The following is a 16,054-nucleotide window of genomic DNA, read 5'->3' on the forward strand; positions in this document are numbered from 1 at the left end:
TGTACACCATATATTACTCTTCAAGACGTCTATTAACAAATAGGCGTTTTTATTTTTGTAGTATAAAAAATGAATTTATTAGTAAAATATTTTACTAAATTTAGTTAAAAAATTTATTTACATGTTTTTCTTGCGGTGCTATATTTAGTTTTAGAAAGCGGTTTCAAATTATTGGATGTAAATGAAAGGATGAGGTGGCATGAAAAAGTCCAAAAAGTATCTCGGGCTTATAGGTGGATTGGCGTTGAGTCTTTCTTTAACAGCTTGTGGACCGAAAGATGATGGGAAAGTAAACTCCGTGTCAAAAGAAGATTCAAAGAATAAGACACTTCTAGTTTGGGAAGATCAGCAAAAGTCTTCAGGAATTAAGGAGGCAATTGCTCAATTTGAGAAAGAGCATCATGTAAAAGTGAATGTCATGGAAAAGCCGTATGCAAAGCAAATTGAAGGGTTACGGTTAGACGGCCCGGCAGGAACCGGTCCTGACGTTCTTACGATGCCTGGTGACCAAATTGGAACAGCGGTAACAGAGGGGCTTATTAAAAAGTTGGATGTAGGTGATGATATTCAATCTCTGTATACGGATGTGGCAATGGATGCTGAAAAGGTCGACGGATCGATATATGGATTACCAAAAGCAGTTGAGACGACCATGCTCTATTACAATAAAGACCTCATAAAAGAAGAGGAACTACCGAAAACACTTGATGAATGGTATCAATACGATAAAAAAGTAACAAAAAACGGGAATTATGGATTTCTAGCTCTCTTTGATCAGATCTATTACGCACAAAGCGTAATGGGTGGGTACGGAGGTTATATTTTTTCAAAAGATAGCAAGGGAACATACGACCCAACAGACATTGGAATTAATAATGAGGGAGCGATACAAGGAGCAGAAGTGATTCAAAAGTTTTATAAAGAAAAGTTATTTCCTGCCGGTATTGTAGGTGCACAAGGAATTAACGTACTTGAATCACTCTTTACGTCAGGAAAAGCAGCAGCTATTATCTCAGGGCCTTGGAATATCGAGCCGTTTACAAAAGCAGGAATTAATTTTGGGGTGGCTAAACTCCCTCAACTTGAAAACGGGCAAAACATGAGCTCATTTGTCGGTGTGAAAAGCTACAACGTTAGCACGTATTCGAAAGAGCCAGAGCTTGCTCAGGAGCTTGTTGAGTTTCTAGCGAACAAAGAAAATTCGAAAAAACGCTATGAAGTAACACAAGAAGTACCTGCGGTCAAAGAATTAGCTGATGACCCAGTCGTTACTAAGAGCGAAGCAGCTCAGGCAGTAGCTCAGCAGTCACAGTTCTCGGAATTAACCCCTAATATTCCAGAGATGAATGAAGTATGGACGCCAACAGATGCTGCACTACAGACAATTGCAACTGGAAAAGCGAATCCAAAAGAAGCGCTCAATCAAGCAGCGAAAACGATTAAAGGTCAAATTAAGGCAAAGCACGGAAAATAATAAAATGTTAGGGGCCCCCTTATTGTAGCCCCTGCTGGACTCTTATCACACGCATTATACAATTCTTCCGTAAAGAATGAGAGCGTGTGATAAAGAGTATTAGAAACGGTATTCGTAAAGAGGTGAAAGGTTGTGCAACATCGTCAAAAAGCTACATTATTATCAATCATTCCAGGTGTTGGTCAGCTTTACAACAGGCAATGGATCAAAGGAAGCTTATTTTTACTCTTAACAGTATCCTTTATCATTGTTTTTAAAGACTTATTCAATATGGGCTTTTGGGGATTAATGACTCTTGGTACTCAAGTTCCCCGCGATAACTCTATTTTTTTATTAGCAGAAGGAATTATTGCGCTCATTGTCACCGGATTTGGCGTCAGTTTTTATTATATAAATTTACGTGATGCGTATCGAAATGGACAAAAACGAGAAAGAAATGGAAAGGCTAGTTCGCTAAAAGAAGATTATCATAATTTAATTGAACAAGGTTATCCTTATCTCATTAGTGGTCCATCTTTTCTTCTATTAATCTTTGCTGTCATTTTTCCTATTTTATTTAGTTTTGCTCTTGCGTTTACAAACTATGATTTGTACCATTCGCCACCTGCTCATTTAGCAGATTGGGTAGGATTAGATACCTTTAAGCAAATCTTTACGGTAGACATATGGCGCTCAACCTTTTTTGATGTTCTCGGTTGGACTGTGATATGGACCCTTGTTGCATCTACCGTCCAAATAGCAGTTGGAATATTTTTAGCTGTGCTGGTCAATCAAAAGGACTTAAAGTTTAAGCGATTTTACCGAACGATACTCGTTCTTCCGTGGGCAGTACCAGGATTTGTGACAATTTTGATTTTCGCTGGATTGTTCAATGACAGCTTTGGGGCAGTAAATAACACAATTTTATCAGCATTTGGCATTGATCCAGTTCCTTGGATGACCAATGCAGCTTGGTCAAAGCTAGCGCTTATTCTAATGCAAGGGTGGCTAGGCTTCCCCTATATTTTTCTTGTCACAACAGGTGTATTACAGTCAATACCAGAGGACTTGTATGAAGCAGCGACTATTGATGGTGCGTCCATTACAGCAAAGTTTCGCCACATTACGATGCCAATGATTTTATTAGCAATGGCTCCTATTCTTATTACGCAATACACATTTAACTTTAATAATTTTAATATTATTTATCTGTTCAATGGTGGGGGACCAGCAGTATCAGGGTCAACCGCTGGTGGAACGGACATTCTCGTTTCGTGGATTTATAAATTAACGATGCAGTCTAGTCAGTATTCACTTGCGGCAGCTTTAACCATTTTACTATCCGTTTTTGTTATTGCCATTGCTTTATGGCAGTTTAGACGCACAAGTTCGTTTAAGGAGGGAGCTTAACAGATGTTAAAAGGGATGAAGAGCAAGCGTTTCTCGCGACTTGTCATATCATATCTAATTTTAACGTTCGTTGTAGTGGTCATCATTTATCCACTGCTTTGGACAATAGGAGCAAGTTTTAATCCTGGCAATAGTCTAGTGAGCACCTCCATTATTCCGAAAAACCCGACGTTGGATCACTATAAGGAACTATTTTCAGGAAATACAAGTCTCCAATATGTTCATTGGTACCTTAACTCATTAAAGATAAGTGTGTTTACAATGATTGGATCCGTTATCAGCGTGTCCTTTACCGCTTATGCGTTTTCCCGATTTCGTTTTAGAGGAAGAAAAAATGCCTTAACGCTTTTTTTACTCCTGCAAATGATTCCGCAGTTTTCGGCGCTAATTGCCCTTTTTGTACTAGCTCAAATGCTAGGAATGATCAATAGTCATTGGTTGTTAATTCTTCTGTATATTGGCGGGACGATTCCAATGAACACTTATTTAATGAAAGGGTATATGGACTCCATTCCAATGGAACTGGATGAGAGTGCGAAGATGGATGGTGCAAGTAACACGAGAATTTTCATGCAGATTTTAATGCCGCTATCAAAGCCGATGATTGCAGTTGTGGCGATGAATGGTTTTACAGGTCCTTTAGGTGATTTTGTCATGGCCTCTACTATTCTCCGAACTCCTGATTCATACACGCTACCCATTGGACTATATAATCTTGTCAACGAGGTAATGGGAGCAAGTTATACGACATTTGCTGCGGGAGCTATTCTCATTAGTATTCCGATTGCAATTATTTTCTTAGTGCTACAACGAAATTTCGTCTCAGGGTTAACCGCCGGCGGAACGAAAGGATAAAACAGCTTGTATAAAGGAGAAGATTATGTCAAACCGTCAAAAAACCTATACAACAGGTGCTAGATTTATGCTCCATGGTGGTGATTACAATCCGGACCAGTGGCTCGATCATCCGGATATTTTAGCCGAAGATTTAAAATTAATGAAGCTTTCACATACCAATACATTTTCCGTGGGCATTTTTGCATGGAGTGCGTTAGAGCCAGAAGAAGGTATGTATCAGTTTGAGTGGCTTGATGAAATTTTTCGAACGATTGATGAGAATGGAGGGAGAATTATTTTAGCAACTCCAAGCGGTGCAAGACCTGCTTGGTTATCGCAAGCGTACCCTGAAGTCCTTCGAGTGAATGACTCTCGAGTGAAACAGCTTCACGGGGGAAGACATAATCATTGTTTTACGTCACCCGTCTATCGTGAAAAGACAAGAAAGATCAATGAGCTATTAGCAGAGCGATACGGAAATCACCGGGCTTTACTCATGTGGCATATTTCAAATGAATACAGCGGTGATTGTCATTGTTCCCTTTGCCAAGCGGCATTTCGAAACTGGCTACAAGAAAAATATAAGGATTTAAAATCGTTGAATGATGCATGGTGGGGTCCTTTTTGGAGCCATACGTATACAGACTGGTCACAGATCGAGTCGCCGTCTTCTATCGGAGAAAGTGCGGTTCATGGTCTGAATTTAGATTGGAAGCGATTTGTAACGGACCAAACAATTTCATTTTTTGAAAATGAAATTGTTCCGATTAAAGCCATTACGCCCAATATCCCCATTACAACGAACTTCATGGCGGATACACATGACTTAATCCCGTTTCAATCCCTTGATTACAGCAAATTTGCGAAGCACATGGATGTAATTAGCTGGGATGCTTATCCTGCTTGGCATAACGATTGGGAAACAACGGCAGATCTAGCGATGAAGGTAGGGTTTATTAATGACTTGTATCGCAGTCTAAAGCAGCAACCTTTTTTATTAATGGAATCAACGCCAAGTGCCGTAAATTGGCATAGCGTAAATAAAGCAAAGCGACCAGGTATGCATCTGCTTTCTGCGATGCAAATGGTTGCACATGGTTCGGATAGCATTCTTTATTTTCAATGGCGGAAATCTAGGGGATCATCAGAGAAATTTCACGGCGCTGTCGTAGATCACGACAACAGCCCGAACAACCGTGTTTTTCAAGATGTAGCAACCGTTGGAAAAGTGCTAGAGCAGCTGTCAGATGTTGTCGGGACAAATCGTAGCAGTAATGTAGCGATTTTATACGATTGGGAAAGTCAGTGGGCGCTAGACGATGCACAAGGGTTCGGTTTAGAAACAAAAAGATATCCGCAAACGTTACAACAGCATTACCGCACTTTTTGGGAGAAGGATATTCCAGTAGATGTCATCACAAAAGAGCAAGATTTTAACCCTTATAAACTTCTCATTGTTCCTATGCTTTATTTAGCAAGTGAGCAGACGATTTCACGATTAAAAGCATTTGTTGAACAAGGAGGAACGCTTGTAATGACCTACATGAGTGGGCTGGTTAATGAGCATGACCTTGCGCATCTAGGTGGATGGCATAAGGATCTACGAGACATTTTTGGCATGCAGCCACTTGAAACAGATACGTTTTATCCAGCGGATGAGAATACTGTGGAATATGACGGAAAGTCTTATAGAGTGAAGGATCACGCTACCATTATCAACCTTCAAACAGCTACTGAAGAAGGTCAATATAAACAGGATTTTTACGCCGATACCTCAGCGGTTACAAAACACAGTTATGGTAAAGGATGTGCGTACTATATAGGCGCCCGTCTTGAAGATACTTTTCATGAAGCGTTTTATGAAAAGATCATAGAAGAATTATCGCTGAAATTAGAAGCAGTGATTGATCATGGTAAGGGCGTATCCGTTCAATGCCGATATGACGATGAACATGAGTATATCTTCATTATGAACTTCACAGAAGAAAAACAGGTTGTCACGATTCCAAATTCGATGAAGAACCTACTCTCCGGGGAAAACGAAGAGGGAGAAATCATCTTAAACGTTTATGAGACACGTGTTCTGAAACGAGAGCGTTGAATAAATCTATGTGCTAAATTCATGTTGTTCTAAATAATGAATGAAGGTGAGAAAAAATGAAGAAAAAAATCAGGCTGTCGGCAGTCGTAGTTATGGCTTCATTATTAACAGCTTCTATTAGCTCATCAGCAGAAACAACATCAAGCTACCCTGTTAGCGCAGATATTTTTGTTGAAAAAGTAAAAAATCTGAAATCGGACTTTATAAGTGGTGTTGATATTTCAAGTATTGTGTCACTCGAGCAGAGCGGAGTAAAATTTTATAGCGATTCTGGGAAAAAGCAGGATATCATGAAAACGCTCCGCCAGTCAGGTGTCAATTATGTTCGTGTTCGCGTTTGGAATAATCCGTACGATAGGAAAGGGAATGGCTATGGTGGTGGAAATAGCGATTTGAAAAAAGCAATTGAAATTGGTAAAAGGGCGACAGCGAATGGAATGAAGGTGCTCGTTGATTTCCACTACTCGGATTTTTGGGCGGATCCTGCAAAGCAGCAAGTTCCTAAAGCATGGAAGAGCCTCAACTTTGAGGAGAAGAAACAGGCTCTTTACTCCTATACGAAAAAGAGTCTAAAAACACTAATTGGTCAGGGAGTTAACGTCGGCATGGTTCAAATCGGTAATGAAACGAACGGAGCCTTTGTTGGTGAAAAAGATTGGACAAAAATAAGCTCATTATTTAATGAAGGCAGCAGGGCGGTGCGATCGTTCAATCAGCATATTCTCGTTGCCCTTCACTTCACGAACCCTGAAACAGAAGGAAGATATCGGAATATTGCTCTTACGTTAAAAGAGAACAAAGTAGATTATGACGTATTTGCAAGTTCTTATTATCCTTTTTGGCACGGAACGCTGTCTAATTTAACAGCGGTATTAAAAGACGTGGCGAACATTTCTGGAAAAAAAGTGATGGTGGCGGAAACGTCCTATGCATATACCGCTAGTGACGGAGATGGCCATGAGAATACGGCTCCTAAAAAGAGTGGGCAGACGTTGTCATATCCCATTACAGTTCAAGGACAAGCGCATTCTGTGCGTGACGTTATTCAAGCCGTTTCAGATGTCGGTACACCGGGAATTGGGGTCTTTTATTGGGAGCCGGCTTGGCTTCCAGTTGGAAAGCCTAGTGATTTAAAGCAAAATAAAATGAAGTGGGAGAAATATGGATCTGGATGGGCTTCTAGCTACGCCAAAGAATACGATCCAGAAGATGCAGGAAAATGGTTTGGTGGAAGTGCAGTCGATAACCAGGCACTATTTGATTTTTCAGGTCATCCGCTTCCGTCATTGAACGTATTTAAGTACGTTCGTACAGGTGCGGTCGCGCCCGTAAAGATCGATGAAATAAAAGAGGTTTCCGTAAGTATAAATGAGGGGGAAGATCTGGTGCTGCCAAGTTCCATAATGGCTACATACAATGACGGAACTCAGAAAAATGTAGCAGTGAACTGGGATCAACAAATGGTGCAACAAGCCCTAAAAGGTGGTGTGGGTCAGTACGACATTACGGGCACTGTGCAAGGTGGAATGATTGCTAAAATGATGTTGAACATACATCCTCGCAATCTTGTTGCCAACTCAAGTTTTGAAAGTGAAGATCGCACGAAGTGGAACATTACGTATGATCCAGGAACGTTACCTCATACAAATTTTCAATGGAAAGAAAGTGATGCGAAAACAGGTAATTATTCGCTACATTTTTATTCGGATCAGCGCGTTGGTTTTAACGTCGAACAAACCATTACGAATCTAGAGTCTGGGTATTATGACCTTTCAATGTTTTTACAGGGAGGAAATCCAGGCGTATCTGAGATGTACCTGTATGCGATAGTAGATGGAAACGAATATAAAGCAATGACAGAAGTAAATGGTTGGCTTAATTGGACTAATCCAAAGTTAAGTCACATTCCTGTTGCAAATGGAAAGATTACAATCGGAGCACGTATAGAGGCAGATGTAGGAGCATGGGGAACGTTAGATGATTTTGAATTGTATAAGGAAAAGTAAACTAAAGCTGTAATAATAGAAAAACACGCCCACAATGGAATTAAAACCATCGATAGCGTGTTTTTTTGTTTAATTGCTTTGTATGAACATAGCTTAATAGAATGAGTGACACAATCGCCCCGATAAGAGCAAAAAGCATATCCCACTGGGTGTCCCACACATCTCCCTGTGTACCAAGAAAAGCCTCGGCCGCTTTTCCAGTCATTAGAGCAACCCCGAATTCAATTAACTCGTACATCGCGCTAATCGCAAGGCAAATACTGACGACGATAAAAGAAAGCCATCTGCTTCCTTTAAGGGGAGAGTTGCGCCATAAAATTTCCCGAATAATAATCGCAGGAATAAATCCTTGTGCAATGTGGCCGAGTCGATCATAGTAATTTCGGTCTAAATCCATTACGTCTTTTAACCATGTGAATAGCGGCATTCGGGCGTATGTGTAGTGCCCACCAACAAATAAAATCACGCAGTGGATGAAAATTAACACATAGGCGAGCGTGGTAAATTGAAAACGATCATATGTAATGAGTAATAAAAGGAGTGCAATGAGTGCGGGTGTGACCTCAAGCCACCATGTAAACCGATCGACGGGTGAGATGGCCGACCAAATAAGCGCAGTTGCGTATAAAATAAGTAAGAATAATTCCTTTTTTCGGTTCATGGTTTGTCATCCTCTCGGTAAAATAGCTTTTTATGATCTTTTTATTCTAGCATAAATTACCATCTTTTTCTTCAGCATAAAAGAGCGAGGATATTAAAAAAATGAAGGAGGTATACTCAGCTTTCTTTTCATACAACAAAATCTATTAGACATACAGTTTTGCTTTCTACCATAATGATCAGTAATATAGAGGTTAAGATAAATGATGAAAAGTAGGAGTGGATTAAGAATGAGTCAAGGGTGGACAGTGGATAAGATAGCGGATTTAACAGGAAAAGTCGTGATCGTGACAGGGGCAAGCAGTGGGCTCGGTCTTGAAACAGCGTCTGCACTAGCAGTCAAGGGTGCGACGCTTATTATGGCGGTGCGAAACACAACAAAAGGTGAAGAGGCGGCAAAACTCATAAAAGCAACGCATCCGCACGCTGATTTGCAGGTCATGAAGCTTGATCTTAGTGATCTTGTAAGCGTTCGTACGTTTGCGGAAGAATTTAAAAATCAGTATAACACGTTGTCTATTCTCATTAACAATGCAGGCATTATGGTTCCACCGTTAAGTCTTACAAAAGACGGATTTGAGTCACAGTTCGGTACGAATCATTTAGGGCATTTTGCGCTTACTGGTTTGCTGCTAGAGAGATTAATTCAAACACCAGGCTCAAGAGTTGTCGCATTAAGTAGCTTAGCAGCGGACAGCGGCAAAATTCACTTTGACAATCTTGATGGTGCCAACGGCTATCGTGCTTTCCAGTTTTATGCGCAAAGTAAGCTTGCCAATTTATTGTTCTCACGTGAGTTGGATTATAAGCTAAAAGAACATGGAGTGGACGCTATAAGCGTAGCCGCTCACCCAGGCGTTTCCTTTACAAACTTAGCATCACGAAATTCAGGAAAGCAAACGAACAAAGTAGTGGGCTTTTTATTTAAGCTAGTCGCACAGCCAGCGAGTATGGGGGCACTTCCAACCCTATACGCAGCAACAGAGCCTCTGAACGGCGGGGAATTTATAGGTCCAGATGGTAAAGGACGACGAAAAGGGTATCCGACGATCGATCAGACGATTGAAAAGCTATACGATCAGGATGTTTCAAAGCGATTATGGACGCTTTCAGAGGAATTGACGGGTGTCACATATACGTTTTAATGGAGTTGTGTGTATATATTTACCATATTCCTGCTTTTCGATATAATAATAGAAATGGATTCCAACAAAAGGGGAATACAATGATGAAAAAATACGTTGTCGCTTTGTGTGTAAGCATAGCATTATGCCTCAGTTCCATTTCTATTACGGCAAAAGCAGAAAGCGTTCATAATCCTGTCGTATTCGCTCATGGAATAAGCGGGGCTTCTTATGACTTTACGTATATTCAAGCCTATTTAGTTGATCATGGCTGGAATGCTGAAAACATGTTTGCGATTGATTTTTCCGATACCGTTCTTGGAAGGAATTCAACTAATGGCCCTGAACTTGCTCAGTTTGTGGATGGTGTATTAAAGGAAACGGGTGCCGACAAAGTTGATATCGTTGCACACAGTATGGGCGGAGCAAATACGCTGTTTTATCTAAAAAATTTAGGTGGTAACGGTAAGGTGGAACATGTTGTTACGCTAGGCGGAGCTAATCGCTTAGGAGCCACAGATATTATACAGGGATTTGATCCATATCACCCCATTTTATATACGTCCATTTACAGCACAGGCGATCAAATTGTAGCCAACGGCCTATCAAAGCTAAAGGGTGCAGAAAATGTGGAACTGCAAGGAATTGGTCACGTGAGCCTTTTGAATAACGAAGAGGTTAATCAACGCATTGTAGCAGGTTTAAATCGTGAGGTAACAAAAGAGCAAGTTGCTCGTGCAGAAGATAAGGAGCGGATGTTTCGTAAATTCCTTACCTTATGCAAGCAATTTGTCGTTGATTTTACAGAACGATGGAAGACTAATTAATAAAAAAAGCTTTCCGTTCTTTCGTAATCCAAGCATCTAACTCATCTTGGCTTCGTTTAGCAAGACGATTTACCAATACATCATGCCAAACATAATCTTCTAGTAGATGAATATGAATTGGATCATCGGTATAAAAAGCGAGATCTCGATCGTTAACTGAAGGACCGTAAATCATTTCGTTTGAATCAATGGATAAGATGAACCAGCGCTCAGTGGAAGGAGCCTCCGTAAAGGTTGTAATGCGGTGAGGCTCTAAGTTTCCAGTGGGCTCTTCCACATGTAGCGTAATGCCTTGAATGGAAACGTCTTTACTCACTGCCTCTAATTCTGCTTTTAATAACTCATACATGTCATCCCAAACGGAAAGCACGATTCGCTTTGTTGCTTTTTGAATGAGGGAGACACAGTAGCTAACAATACTTTGTTTCTCCTTTAGCGTCACAATTCGGTTATCGTCCCGACTCGTTTCTGTTTCAAGTTGCTTTAACGAATCCTCTAACACAACGTAGGTGGATTCCCAATCAGAGCGTGCTTTTTCTAAAAAAATAGTGACAGGTAGTGGGGAATAGCGAGTTTGTGCTTCGATTTCTTCTACCATCACAATTCCTTTTTCGCTTAAACTTCCTAACACGTCATAAATTCTTGAGCGCGGAATACCAGAGTCTTTGCTTACTTGATACGCACTTACAGGTCCTTGTTTTACGAGCGAAAGGTAAGCTTTGGATTCATATTCATTAAAGCCCATCTTTTTAAGCTGTTCAATTGTTTGCTTCACCGAATCCCTCCATATAGGATATTTTCTTCTTCCATTATGACAAAAAGCATTTACAGTTTGCAAATATTTAGTTACTATTTTAGTAGTGACTATAAAAGGAGGCTGTAAAACAATGCATCTAGATCCGTCTATGGTATTATTTTTGCTGTTCTTTGGCTTTTTAGCTGCTTTTATCGACTCAGTCGTCGGCGGAGGAGGATTAATTACGATTCCTGCTTTACTTTTTACGGGAATGAGTCCCGCGACAACGGTTGCGACGAATAAGCTTGCAGGAAGTATGGGATCTCTGACAAGCACAATCATGTTTTATCGTTCAGGTACCATTGAATTAAAATCGGTATACAAATACTTTCCTCTTTCATTTATCGGTTCGATGATCGGCGCATGGATTGTACATTTAATGAACCCCGAAGTGTTAAAACCGCTTATGCTTGTTATGCTGGTAGCTGTCGCCGTTTATACGATTATCAAAAAAGACTGGGGGAGTATCTCAGCTCCGAAGCAGCTATCTACTTTCTATGTTCTTTTATTTACCTTCTTACTTTTCCTTATTGGCTTTTACGATGGGTTTTTAGGACCTGGAACAGGATCTTTTTTAATCTTTGCTTTTTTGCTTGTTGGATTTGATTTTCTAAAAGCAGCGGGCAATGCAAAGTTTCTGAATTTTTCAAGTAATATTGCAGGTCTGCTAATGTTCATGTATTTAGGACAGGTGAATTATACATACGGTCTTATTATGGGAGTCGCACAAATTGTCGGCTCAATTGTCGGCTCTAGATTTGCCATTAAAAGGGGAAGTGGCTACGTTCGTACGTTATTTATCATTGTGACGGTCGTGTTATTTGCTAAAAATATTTATGATTACTTGTACTAAGTGCGTGAGCTTCGTAGTGTGCTAGAAAAGGAGATAATTTAGGAAAAAGATTCATATATAAAAGAGAATCGCCTAACGAATGGTACAGAAGGGAGTAGCAGAATGAAACACGATCAACATTCTTCTCATGATATACCTCAGCCAATTCGAAAAGACGGAGCAGGTGCAACAGATTTTGGTCCTCGTGATGTGATGCGAGACATGGAAAATCCGGATATGTTTGTCCCACCTGAAACGGATGAAGGGTTAATTCCTAATTTGAAATTTTCGTTTTCTGATACGCACATGCATTTAAATCAAGGCGGCTGGTCTCGTGAAGTGACGGCAAGAGAGCTTCCGATTTCGACTACGCTTGCGGCTGTGAACATGCGCTTAACGCCTGGTGGGGTTCGTGAGTTGCATTGGCACAAGCAGTCGGAATGGGCGTACATGATTTTAGGTCGGGCCCGCATCACGTCTGTTGACCAAGATGGACGAAATTTTATCGAGGATGTGGAGGCAGGAGATCTATGGTTTTTCCCAGCTGGCATTCCTCACTCCATTCAAGGGTTAGAAGAGGGCTGTGAGTTCCTCCTTATATTTGATGACGGCCAGTTTTCTGAGTTTGACACGTTCTCCATTACGGATTGGTTTGCGCATACCCCAAAAGACGTCTTAGCGGCAAATTTTGGGGTTCCAGAAAGTGCATTTGCTTCTCTTCCAAAAAAAGAGCGCTATATTTTTCAATCAACGGTCCCAGGGGCCATTGACAGCCAAAAAGTATCTGATCCTTATGGAACTGTTCCAAAAAGCTTTACGTATCGACTTCTCGCGCAAAAACCGCTTGTATTCTCGGGAGGAACGGTTCGAATTGTCGATTCCAAAAACTTTCCCATTTCCACCACTACAGCCGCCGCGTTGGTAGAAATAAAGCCTGGAGGAATTAGAGAGCTTCACTGGCATCCAAACAATGATGAATGGCAGTATTATTTAACGGGAACCGCTCGTATGACCGTCTTTGCGGCGAACGGATCAGCACGCACGTTCAATTATCGGGCCGGAGACGTTGGGTACGTTCCGTTTGCGATGGGACATTATGTTCAAAATACAGGCAAAGAAAGCGTTTGGTTTTTAGAGGTGTTCAAAAGCGATCGTTTTGAAGACATTTCACTTAACCAGTGGATGGCGCTTACACCGAAAGAACTTGTTCAAGAACATTTACACGCAAGTCCAGAGCTTATGAGAGCACTCCGTAAAGAAAAATGGCCTGTTGTAAAGGAGAATGACAAGCTTCTTTAATAAATATTTATTTTATTGTATAATAATGGTAATGGAGATTCTAGCTGTAAAGGAGCTTACAAACATGTTCGTTTTCAACATTATCCCGCTACTCATTTATTTAATTCCCATTGTTTTTATCGCTTGGTTTTTAGTGAAATTTCTTAAGGCACAGCAGGAACGCAACGTTTTGTTAAAGAGAATTTCGGAAAAGCTAGATAGGCTTGACGGATAGACGAGGATTTCTCGTCTTTTTTGTTTTTATTAAAAAGCATTACGCTAAAGTGTAAGATTGCTATAATACGAGACATACAGTGGAAACGAGAGAAGGGGTAAAAATGACAAAAGTAGATATATACACGATGTGTTTAGTGCAAGACGGTGATCATGTGTTGCTCATCAATCGTCCAAGTGAGCGAGGGTTTCCGGGTTATATTGGACCAGGAGGTAAAGTGGATTTCCCAGAAAGCCCAGCAGAGGCAGCTATTCGCGAGGTTTTTGAAGAGACAGGACTTAAAGTGCAAAAGCTTATATACAAGGGATTAGACGAATACGTGGACCCTAGTAAAGATTACCGGTATATGGTGTTTAATTATATAGCAACGTCATTCCAAGGGGAGCTTCTTCAAAATCCTCCTGAAGGTGAATTACACTGGGTGCCGATTGAGGAAGCGAAACATTTGCCAATGCAGGATTGGTTTAAGAAACGATTTCCGCTCTTTTTTAACGAAGGAACGTTTGAAGTCCATGTCGAATGGAGTGAAGAAAAGCAAGCGCCAGTGAAGGAGCTTATTCAGCAACTGTAAATACATAGGTAATTTAACGAATACCAGACAGTTCGTATAAAGGGGAGATCATCGTGAAAATTAAACATTTAGCAATTGGAACGGCTAAAAGCTTTACGTGTGCGGATGGAAAAGAAATCAAAACCGGTATATGCAAGGAGCGTGTATCAACAAGCTTTCTAGCAAAAGAGGGGTTTAAAGGGGACGGAGTAGCAGATTTAAAGCATCACGGAGGGGCTGACCGAGCTGTTTGTGTCTATCCATTTGAGCATTATGAACAGTGGCAGACCGAATTTTCAACAACGCTTGCTCCTACAGCGTTTGGAGAAAATATAACGGTCACAAATATGCTCGAAAAAGACATCCACATTGGAGATATATTTCAAATAGGGGATGCGATCGTTCAAGTAACGCAGCCACGCATCCCGTGTTCAACCATTACGAAGCGAACAAACGTAGACGGATTGCTAAAACGAATCGTTGAAACAGGGTACACAGGTTACTTGTGTCGGGTGTTGCAAGCAGGCGAAATTTCAGAAGATGCGACGATTCAGCTCGTACAAGCTCATCCCGCTAAAATATCTGTCGCTTATTGCAACGACATCTATTTTCACCAGCCTAAGAATACAGAAGGAATGGAGAAAATTCTAGCTGTAGGAGAGCTTGCGGAGAAATGGAGAAAGCCGGTAGCCGATCGTTTGGACAAGCTTCGAATTTCGATTTTGTAAAACGAGTGGAGAAATCAAAAAGAGTGATTGATCATTAGTGAACATTGAAAAGATAGGGAGTCTATTAAAAGGCTAGATACACAAGGCTGCTATGAATTAGATTTCGGTTATACCATTCTTCTATAAAACGAAGAAAATATGTTAATGATTGCTGGTTAATGACTTTAAATTGAACGCTTAATAAAAGTGTAAGAGTACGATAATGGCTATTTTCGCACTCTTACACTTTTATCTCTTCATTCACTCAAAATAAACACCATAGAACAAGCGTTGTTGCAAGATTATCAGCAACAGCGCTTGTTTTAATTAATTATCTATCCTAACCGTTTTGCTAATGGCACTCAATACCAGTTCAACAAACGCCTCTACTGCGGGAGATAACCATTTTTTCTTTTTTATAAGCATATGCGAATAAATGGATTCAAATTGTTCTGAATGTCTGAGGATTTTTAACTTACCACTAGTAACTTCGTCTTTCACTGTAATATAAGGCAAAGCAGAAAATCCAAGTCCACTCATAACAAGTTGCTTAATGGCTTCTATACTCCATAAATCCATTGTTTGAAAGCTTTCAATGTCATGTTTCAAAAGATGCTTTTCAAACATTGTACGATAACTACACCCTTCTTCATTTGTTATAAAAAAATAATTGGCGTTATTTTTTCTATATTCATCAAAATCATTAGGGCCATCCTTACTGCCTACAAGAACGATTTCTTCTTCAACTAAAGAATAATGAATACATTTTTCTAGGTTTAATTGAGGGTATACCATTAAGGCTACATCAACTCGTCCACTTATTAAATCAACTTGATTTTGCCCGCATGTCCCGTTTTTTACTACTATTTTCACATGGGGATACCGTAAAGAATACTCCTTTAATATGGGACCCAACCTCGAGATGGTTAGAGATTCTGGTGCAGCTATCGTTAGTACTCCCTTAACTTCGTGAATACTTTTCATATTTTTAATCTGCTCATGAGTGGAAAGTAAATCTTCTGATAAGGGGATTAATTCCCTACCTAAATGAGTTAGGTTTAGATTTCGTTTTACGTAGCTAAAAAGCTCTCCGCCAATCTCGTGTTCAAGTGCCTGTATATGAGAGGTGATCGTAGATTGAGTATATCCCAATTTTGAAGCAGCGCCTGTATAGCTACCTATCTCTACGATAGTTTGAAACGTTATGAGATGTCTAATTTCCACTTCATCACTCCTTA

The 16,054-nt window shown here is 40.3% G+C and carries 13 protein-coding genes and 1 pseudogene; 11 read left to right on the forward strand and 3 right to left on the reverse strand.

Going from position 1 to position 16,054, the window contains the following annotated elements; translation table 11 throughout:
• The first annotated feature begins 199 nt into the window (after window positions 1–199).
• The 5 genes from IE339_RS06230 to IE339_RS06250 all read left to right on the forward strand — a co-directional run bounded on the left by IE339_RS06230 (window position 200) and on the right by IE339_RS06250 (window position 7,807).
• Window positions 200–1,474, forward strand: coding sequence for an arabinogalactan oligomer ABC transporter substrate-binding protein GanS (locus IE339_RS06230; RefSeq protein ID WP_242174932.1), 1,275 nt, complete (start codon window positions 200–202; stop codon window positions 1,472–1,474).
• A 132-nt stretch (window positions 1,475–1,606) separates the two neighbouring features.
• Entirely contained in the window at window positions 1,607–2,863 is a 1,257-nt protein-coding gene (locus tag IE339_RS06235) for a carbohydrate ABC transporter permease (RefSeq protein WP_242174933.1), read from the forward strand.
• 3 nt (window positions 2,864–2,866) lie between these two features.
• On the forward strand, window positions 2,867–3,718 hold the full coding sequence (locus tag IE339_RS06240) for a galactooligosaccharide ABC transporter permease GanQ (protein WP_242174934.1): 852 nt from the start codon (window positions 2,867–2,869) through the stop codon (window positions 3,716–3,718).
• A gap of 25 nt (window positions 3,719–3,743) precedes the next feature.
• The gene (locus IE339_RS06245) at window positions 3,744–5,801 is read left to right on the forward strand and encodes a beta-galactosidase GanA (protein ID WP_277933953.1); all 2,058 of its coding nucleotides are present in this window, start codon (window positions 3,744–3,746) and stop codon (window positions 5,799–5,801) included.
• Window positions 5,802–5,857: 56 nt separating this feature from the next.
• The gene (locus IE339_RS06250; RefSeq protein WP_242174936.1) at window positions 5,858–7,807 is read left to right on the forward strand and encodes a glycosyl hydrolase 53 family protein; all 1,950 of its coding nucleotides are present in this window, start codon (window positions 5,858–5,860) and stop codon (window positions 7,805–7,807) included.
• 40 nt (window positions 7,808–7,847) lie between these two features.
• Here IE339_RS06250 and IE339_RS06255 read toward each other — a convergent pair whose 3' ends face one another.
• Entirely contained in the window at window positions 7,848–8,468 is a 621-nt protein-coding gene (locus IE339_RS06255) for a DUF2238 domain-containing protein (RefSeq protein WP_242174938.1), read from the reverse strand.
• A 229-nt stretch (window positions 8,469–8,697) separates the two neighbouring features.
• Between IE339_RS06255 and IE339_RS06260 the strand changes: the two genes are divergently transcribed.
• Complete coding sequence (locus IE339_RS06260) at window positions 8,698–9,612, forward strand: oxidoreductase (RefSeq protein WP_242174939.1); 915 nt, start codon at window positions 8,698–8,700, stop codon at window positions 9,610–9,612.
• 83 nt (window positions 9,613–9,695) lie between these two features.
• Window positions 9,696–10,298 (forward strand): annotated as a pseudogene (locus tag IE339_RS06265) (esterase/lipase family protein); the annotation flags it as partial.
• A 112-nt stretch (window positions 10,299–10,410) separates the two neighbouring features.
• Here the strand turns inward: IE339_RS06265 and IE339_RS06270 are convergent.
• On the reverse strand, window positions 10,411–11,163 hold the full coding sequence (locus tag IE339_RS06270; protein WP_285846537.1) for a TrmB family transcriptional regulator: 753 nt from the start codon (window positions 11,161–11,163) through the stop codon (window positions 10,411–10,413).
• Between the two features lie 142 nt (window positions 11,164–11,305).
• Here IE339_RS06270 and IE339_RS06275 point away from each other — a divergent pair, with 142 nt between their 5' ends.
• From IE339_RS06275 to IE339_RS06290, 4 genes are all read left to right on the forward strand, one after another.
• Entirely contained in the window at window positions 11,306–12,067 is a 762-nt protein-coding gene (locus IE339_RS06275) for a TSUP family transporter (RefSeq protein ID WP_242174945.1), read from the forward strand.
• A gap of 102 nt (window positions 12,068–12,169) precedes the next feature.
• Window positions 12,170–13,345 (forward strand): oxalate decarboxylase family bicupin, encoded by a 1,176-nt coding sequence (locus IE339_RS06280; RefSeq protein ID WP_242174947.1) that lies wholly within the window; start codon window positions 12,170–12,172, stop codon window positions 13,343–13,345.
• Window positions 13,346–13,662: 317 nt separating this feature from the next.
• A complete protein-coding gene (locus IE339_RS06285; protein ID WP_242174948.1) occupies window positions 13,663–14,130 on the forward strand; it encodes an 8-oxo-dGTP diphosphatase in 468 nt (155 codons plus the stop codon).
• Window positions 14,131–14,177: 47 nt separating this feature from the next.
• Window positions 14,178–14,837: an MOSC domain-containing protein gene (locus IE339_RS06290; RefSeq protein WP_242176132.1), complete on the forward strand. Its 660-nt coding sequence runs from the start codon at window positions 14,178–14,180 to the stop codon at window positions 14,835–14,837.
• A 306-nt stretch (window positions 14,838–15,143) separates the two neighbouring features.
• Here IE339_RS06290 and IE339_RS06295 read toward each other — a convergent pair whose 3' ends face one another.
• Entirely contained in the window at window positions 15,144–16,040 is an 897-nt protein-coding gene (locus tag IE339_RS06295) for a LysR family transcriptional regulator (protein ID WP_242174949.1), read from the reverse strand.
• Window positions 16,041–16,054 lie beyond the last annotated feature (14 nt).

The sequence above is a fragment of the Priestia koreensis genome (genome assembly GCF_022646885.1).
In the GTDB taxonomy this organism is placed as follows: domain Bacteria; phylum Bacillota; class Bacilli; order Bacillales; family Bacillaceae_H; genus Bacillus_AG; species Bacillus_AG koreensis_A.

Bases quoted from the DNA above. Each gene is read 5' to 3' on its own strand.
- IE339_RS06255 (WP_242174938.1), bottom strand. From the start codon at position 8,468: ATGAACCGAAAAAAGGAATTATTCTTACTTATTTTATACGCAACTGCG.
- IE339_RS06275 (WP_242174945.1), top strand. From the start codon at position 11,306: ATGCATCTAGATCCGTCTATGGTATTATTTTTGCTGTTCTTTGGCTTT.
- IE339_RS06260 (WP_242174939.1), top strand. From the start codon at position 8,698: ATGAGTCAAGGGTGGACAGTGGATAAGATAGCGGATTTAACAGGAAAA.
- IE339_RS06280 (WP_242174947.1), top strand. From the start codon at position 12,170: ATGAAACACGATCAACATTCTTCTCATGATATACCTCAGCCAATTCGA.
- IE339_RS06245 (WP_277933953.1), top strand. From the start codon at position 3,744: ATGTCAAACCGTCAAAAAACCTATACAACAGGTGCTAGATTTATGCTC.
- IE339_RS06270 (WP_285846537.1), bottom strand. From the start codon at position 11,163: ATGGGCTTTAATGAATATGAATCCAAAGCTTACCTTTCGCTCGTAAAA.
- IE339_RS06250 (WP_242174936.1), top strand. From the start codon at position 5,858: ATGAAGAAAAAAATCAGGCTGTCGGCAGTCGTAGTTATGGCTTCATTA.
- IE339_RS06240 (WP_242174934.1), top strand. From the start codon at position 2,867: ATGTTAAAAGGGATGAAGAGCAAGCGTTTCTCGCGACTTGTCATATCA.
- IE339_RS06230 (WP_242174932.1), top strand. From the start codon at position 200: ATGAAAAAGTCCAAAAAGTATCTCGGGCTTATAGGTGGATTGGCGTTG.
- IE339_RS06285 (WP_242174948.1), top strand. From the start codon at position 13,663: ATGACAAAAGTAGATATATACACGATGTGTTTAGTGCAAGACGGTGAT.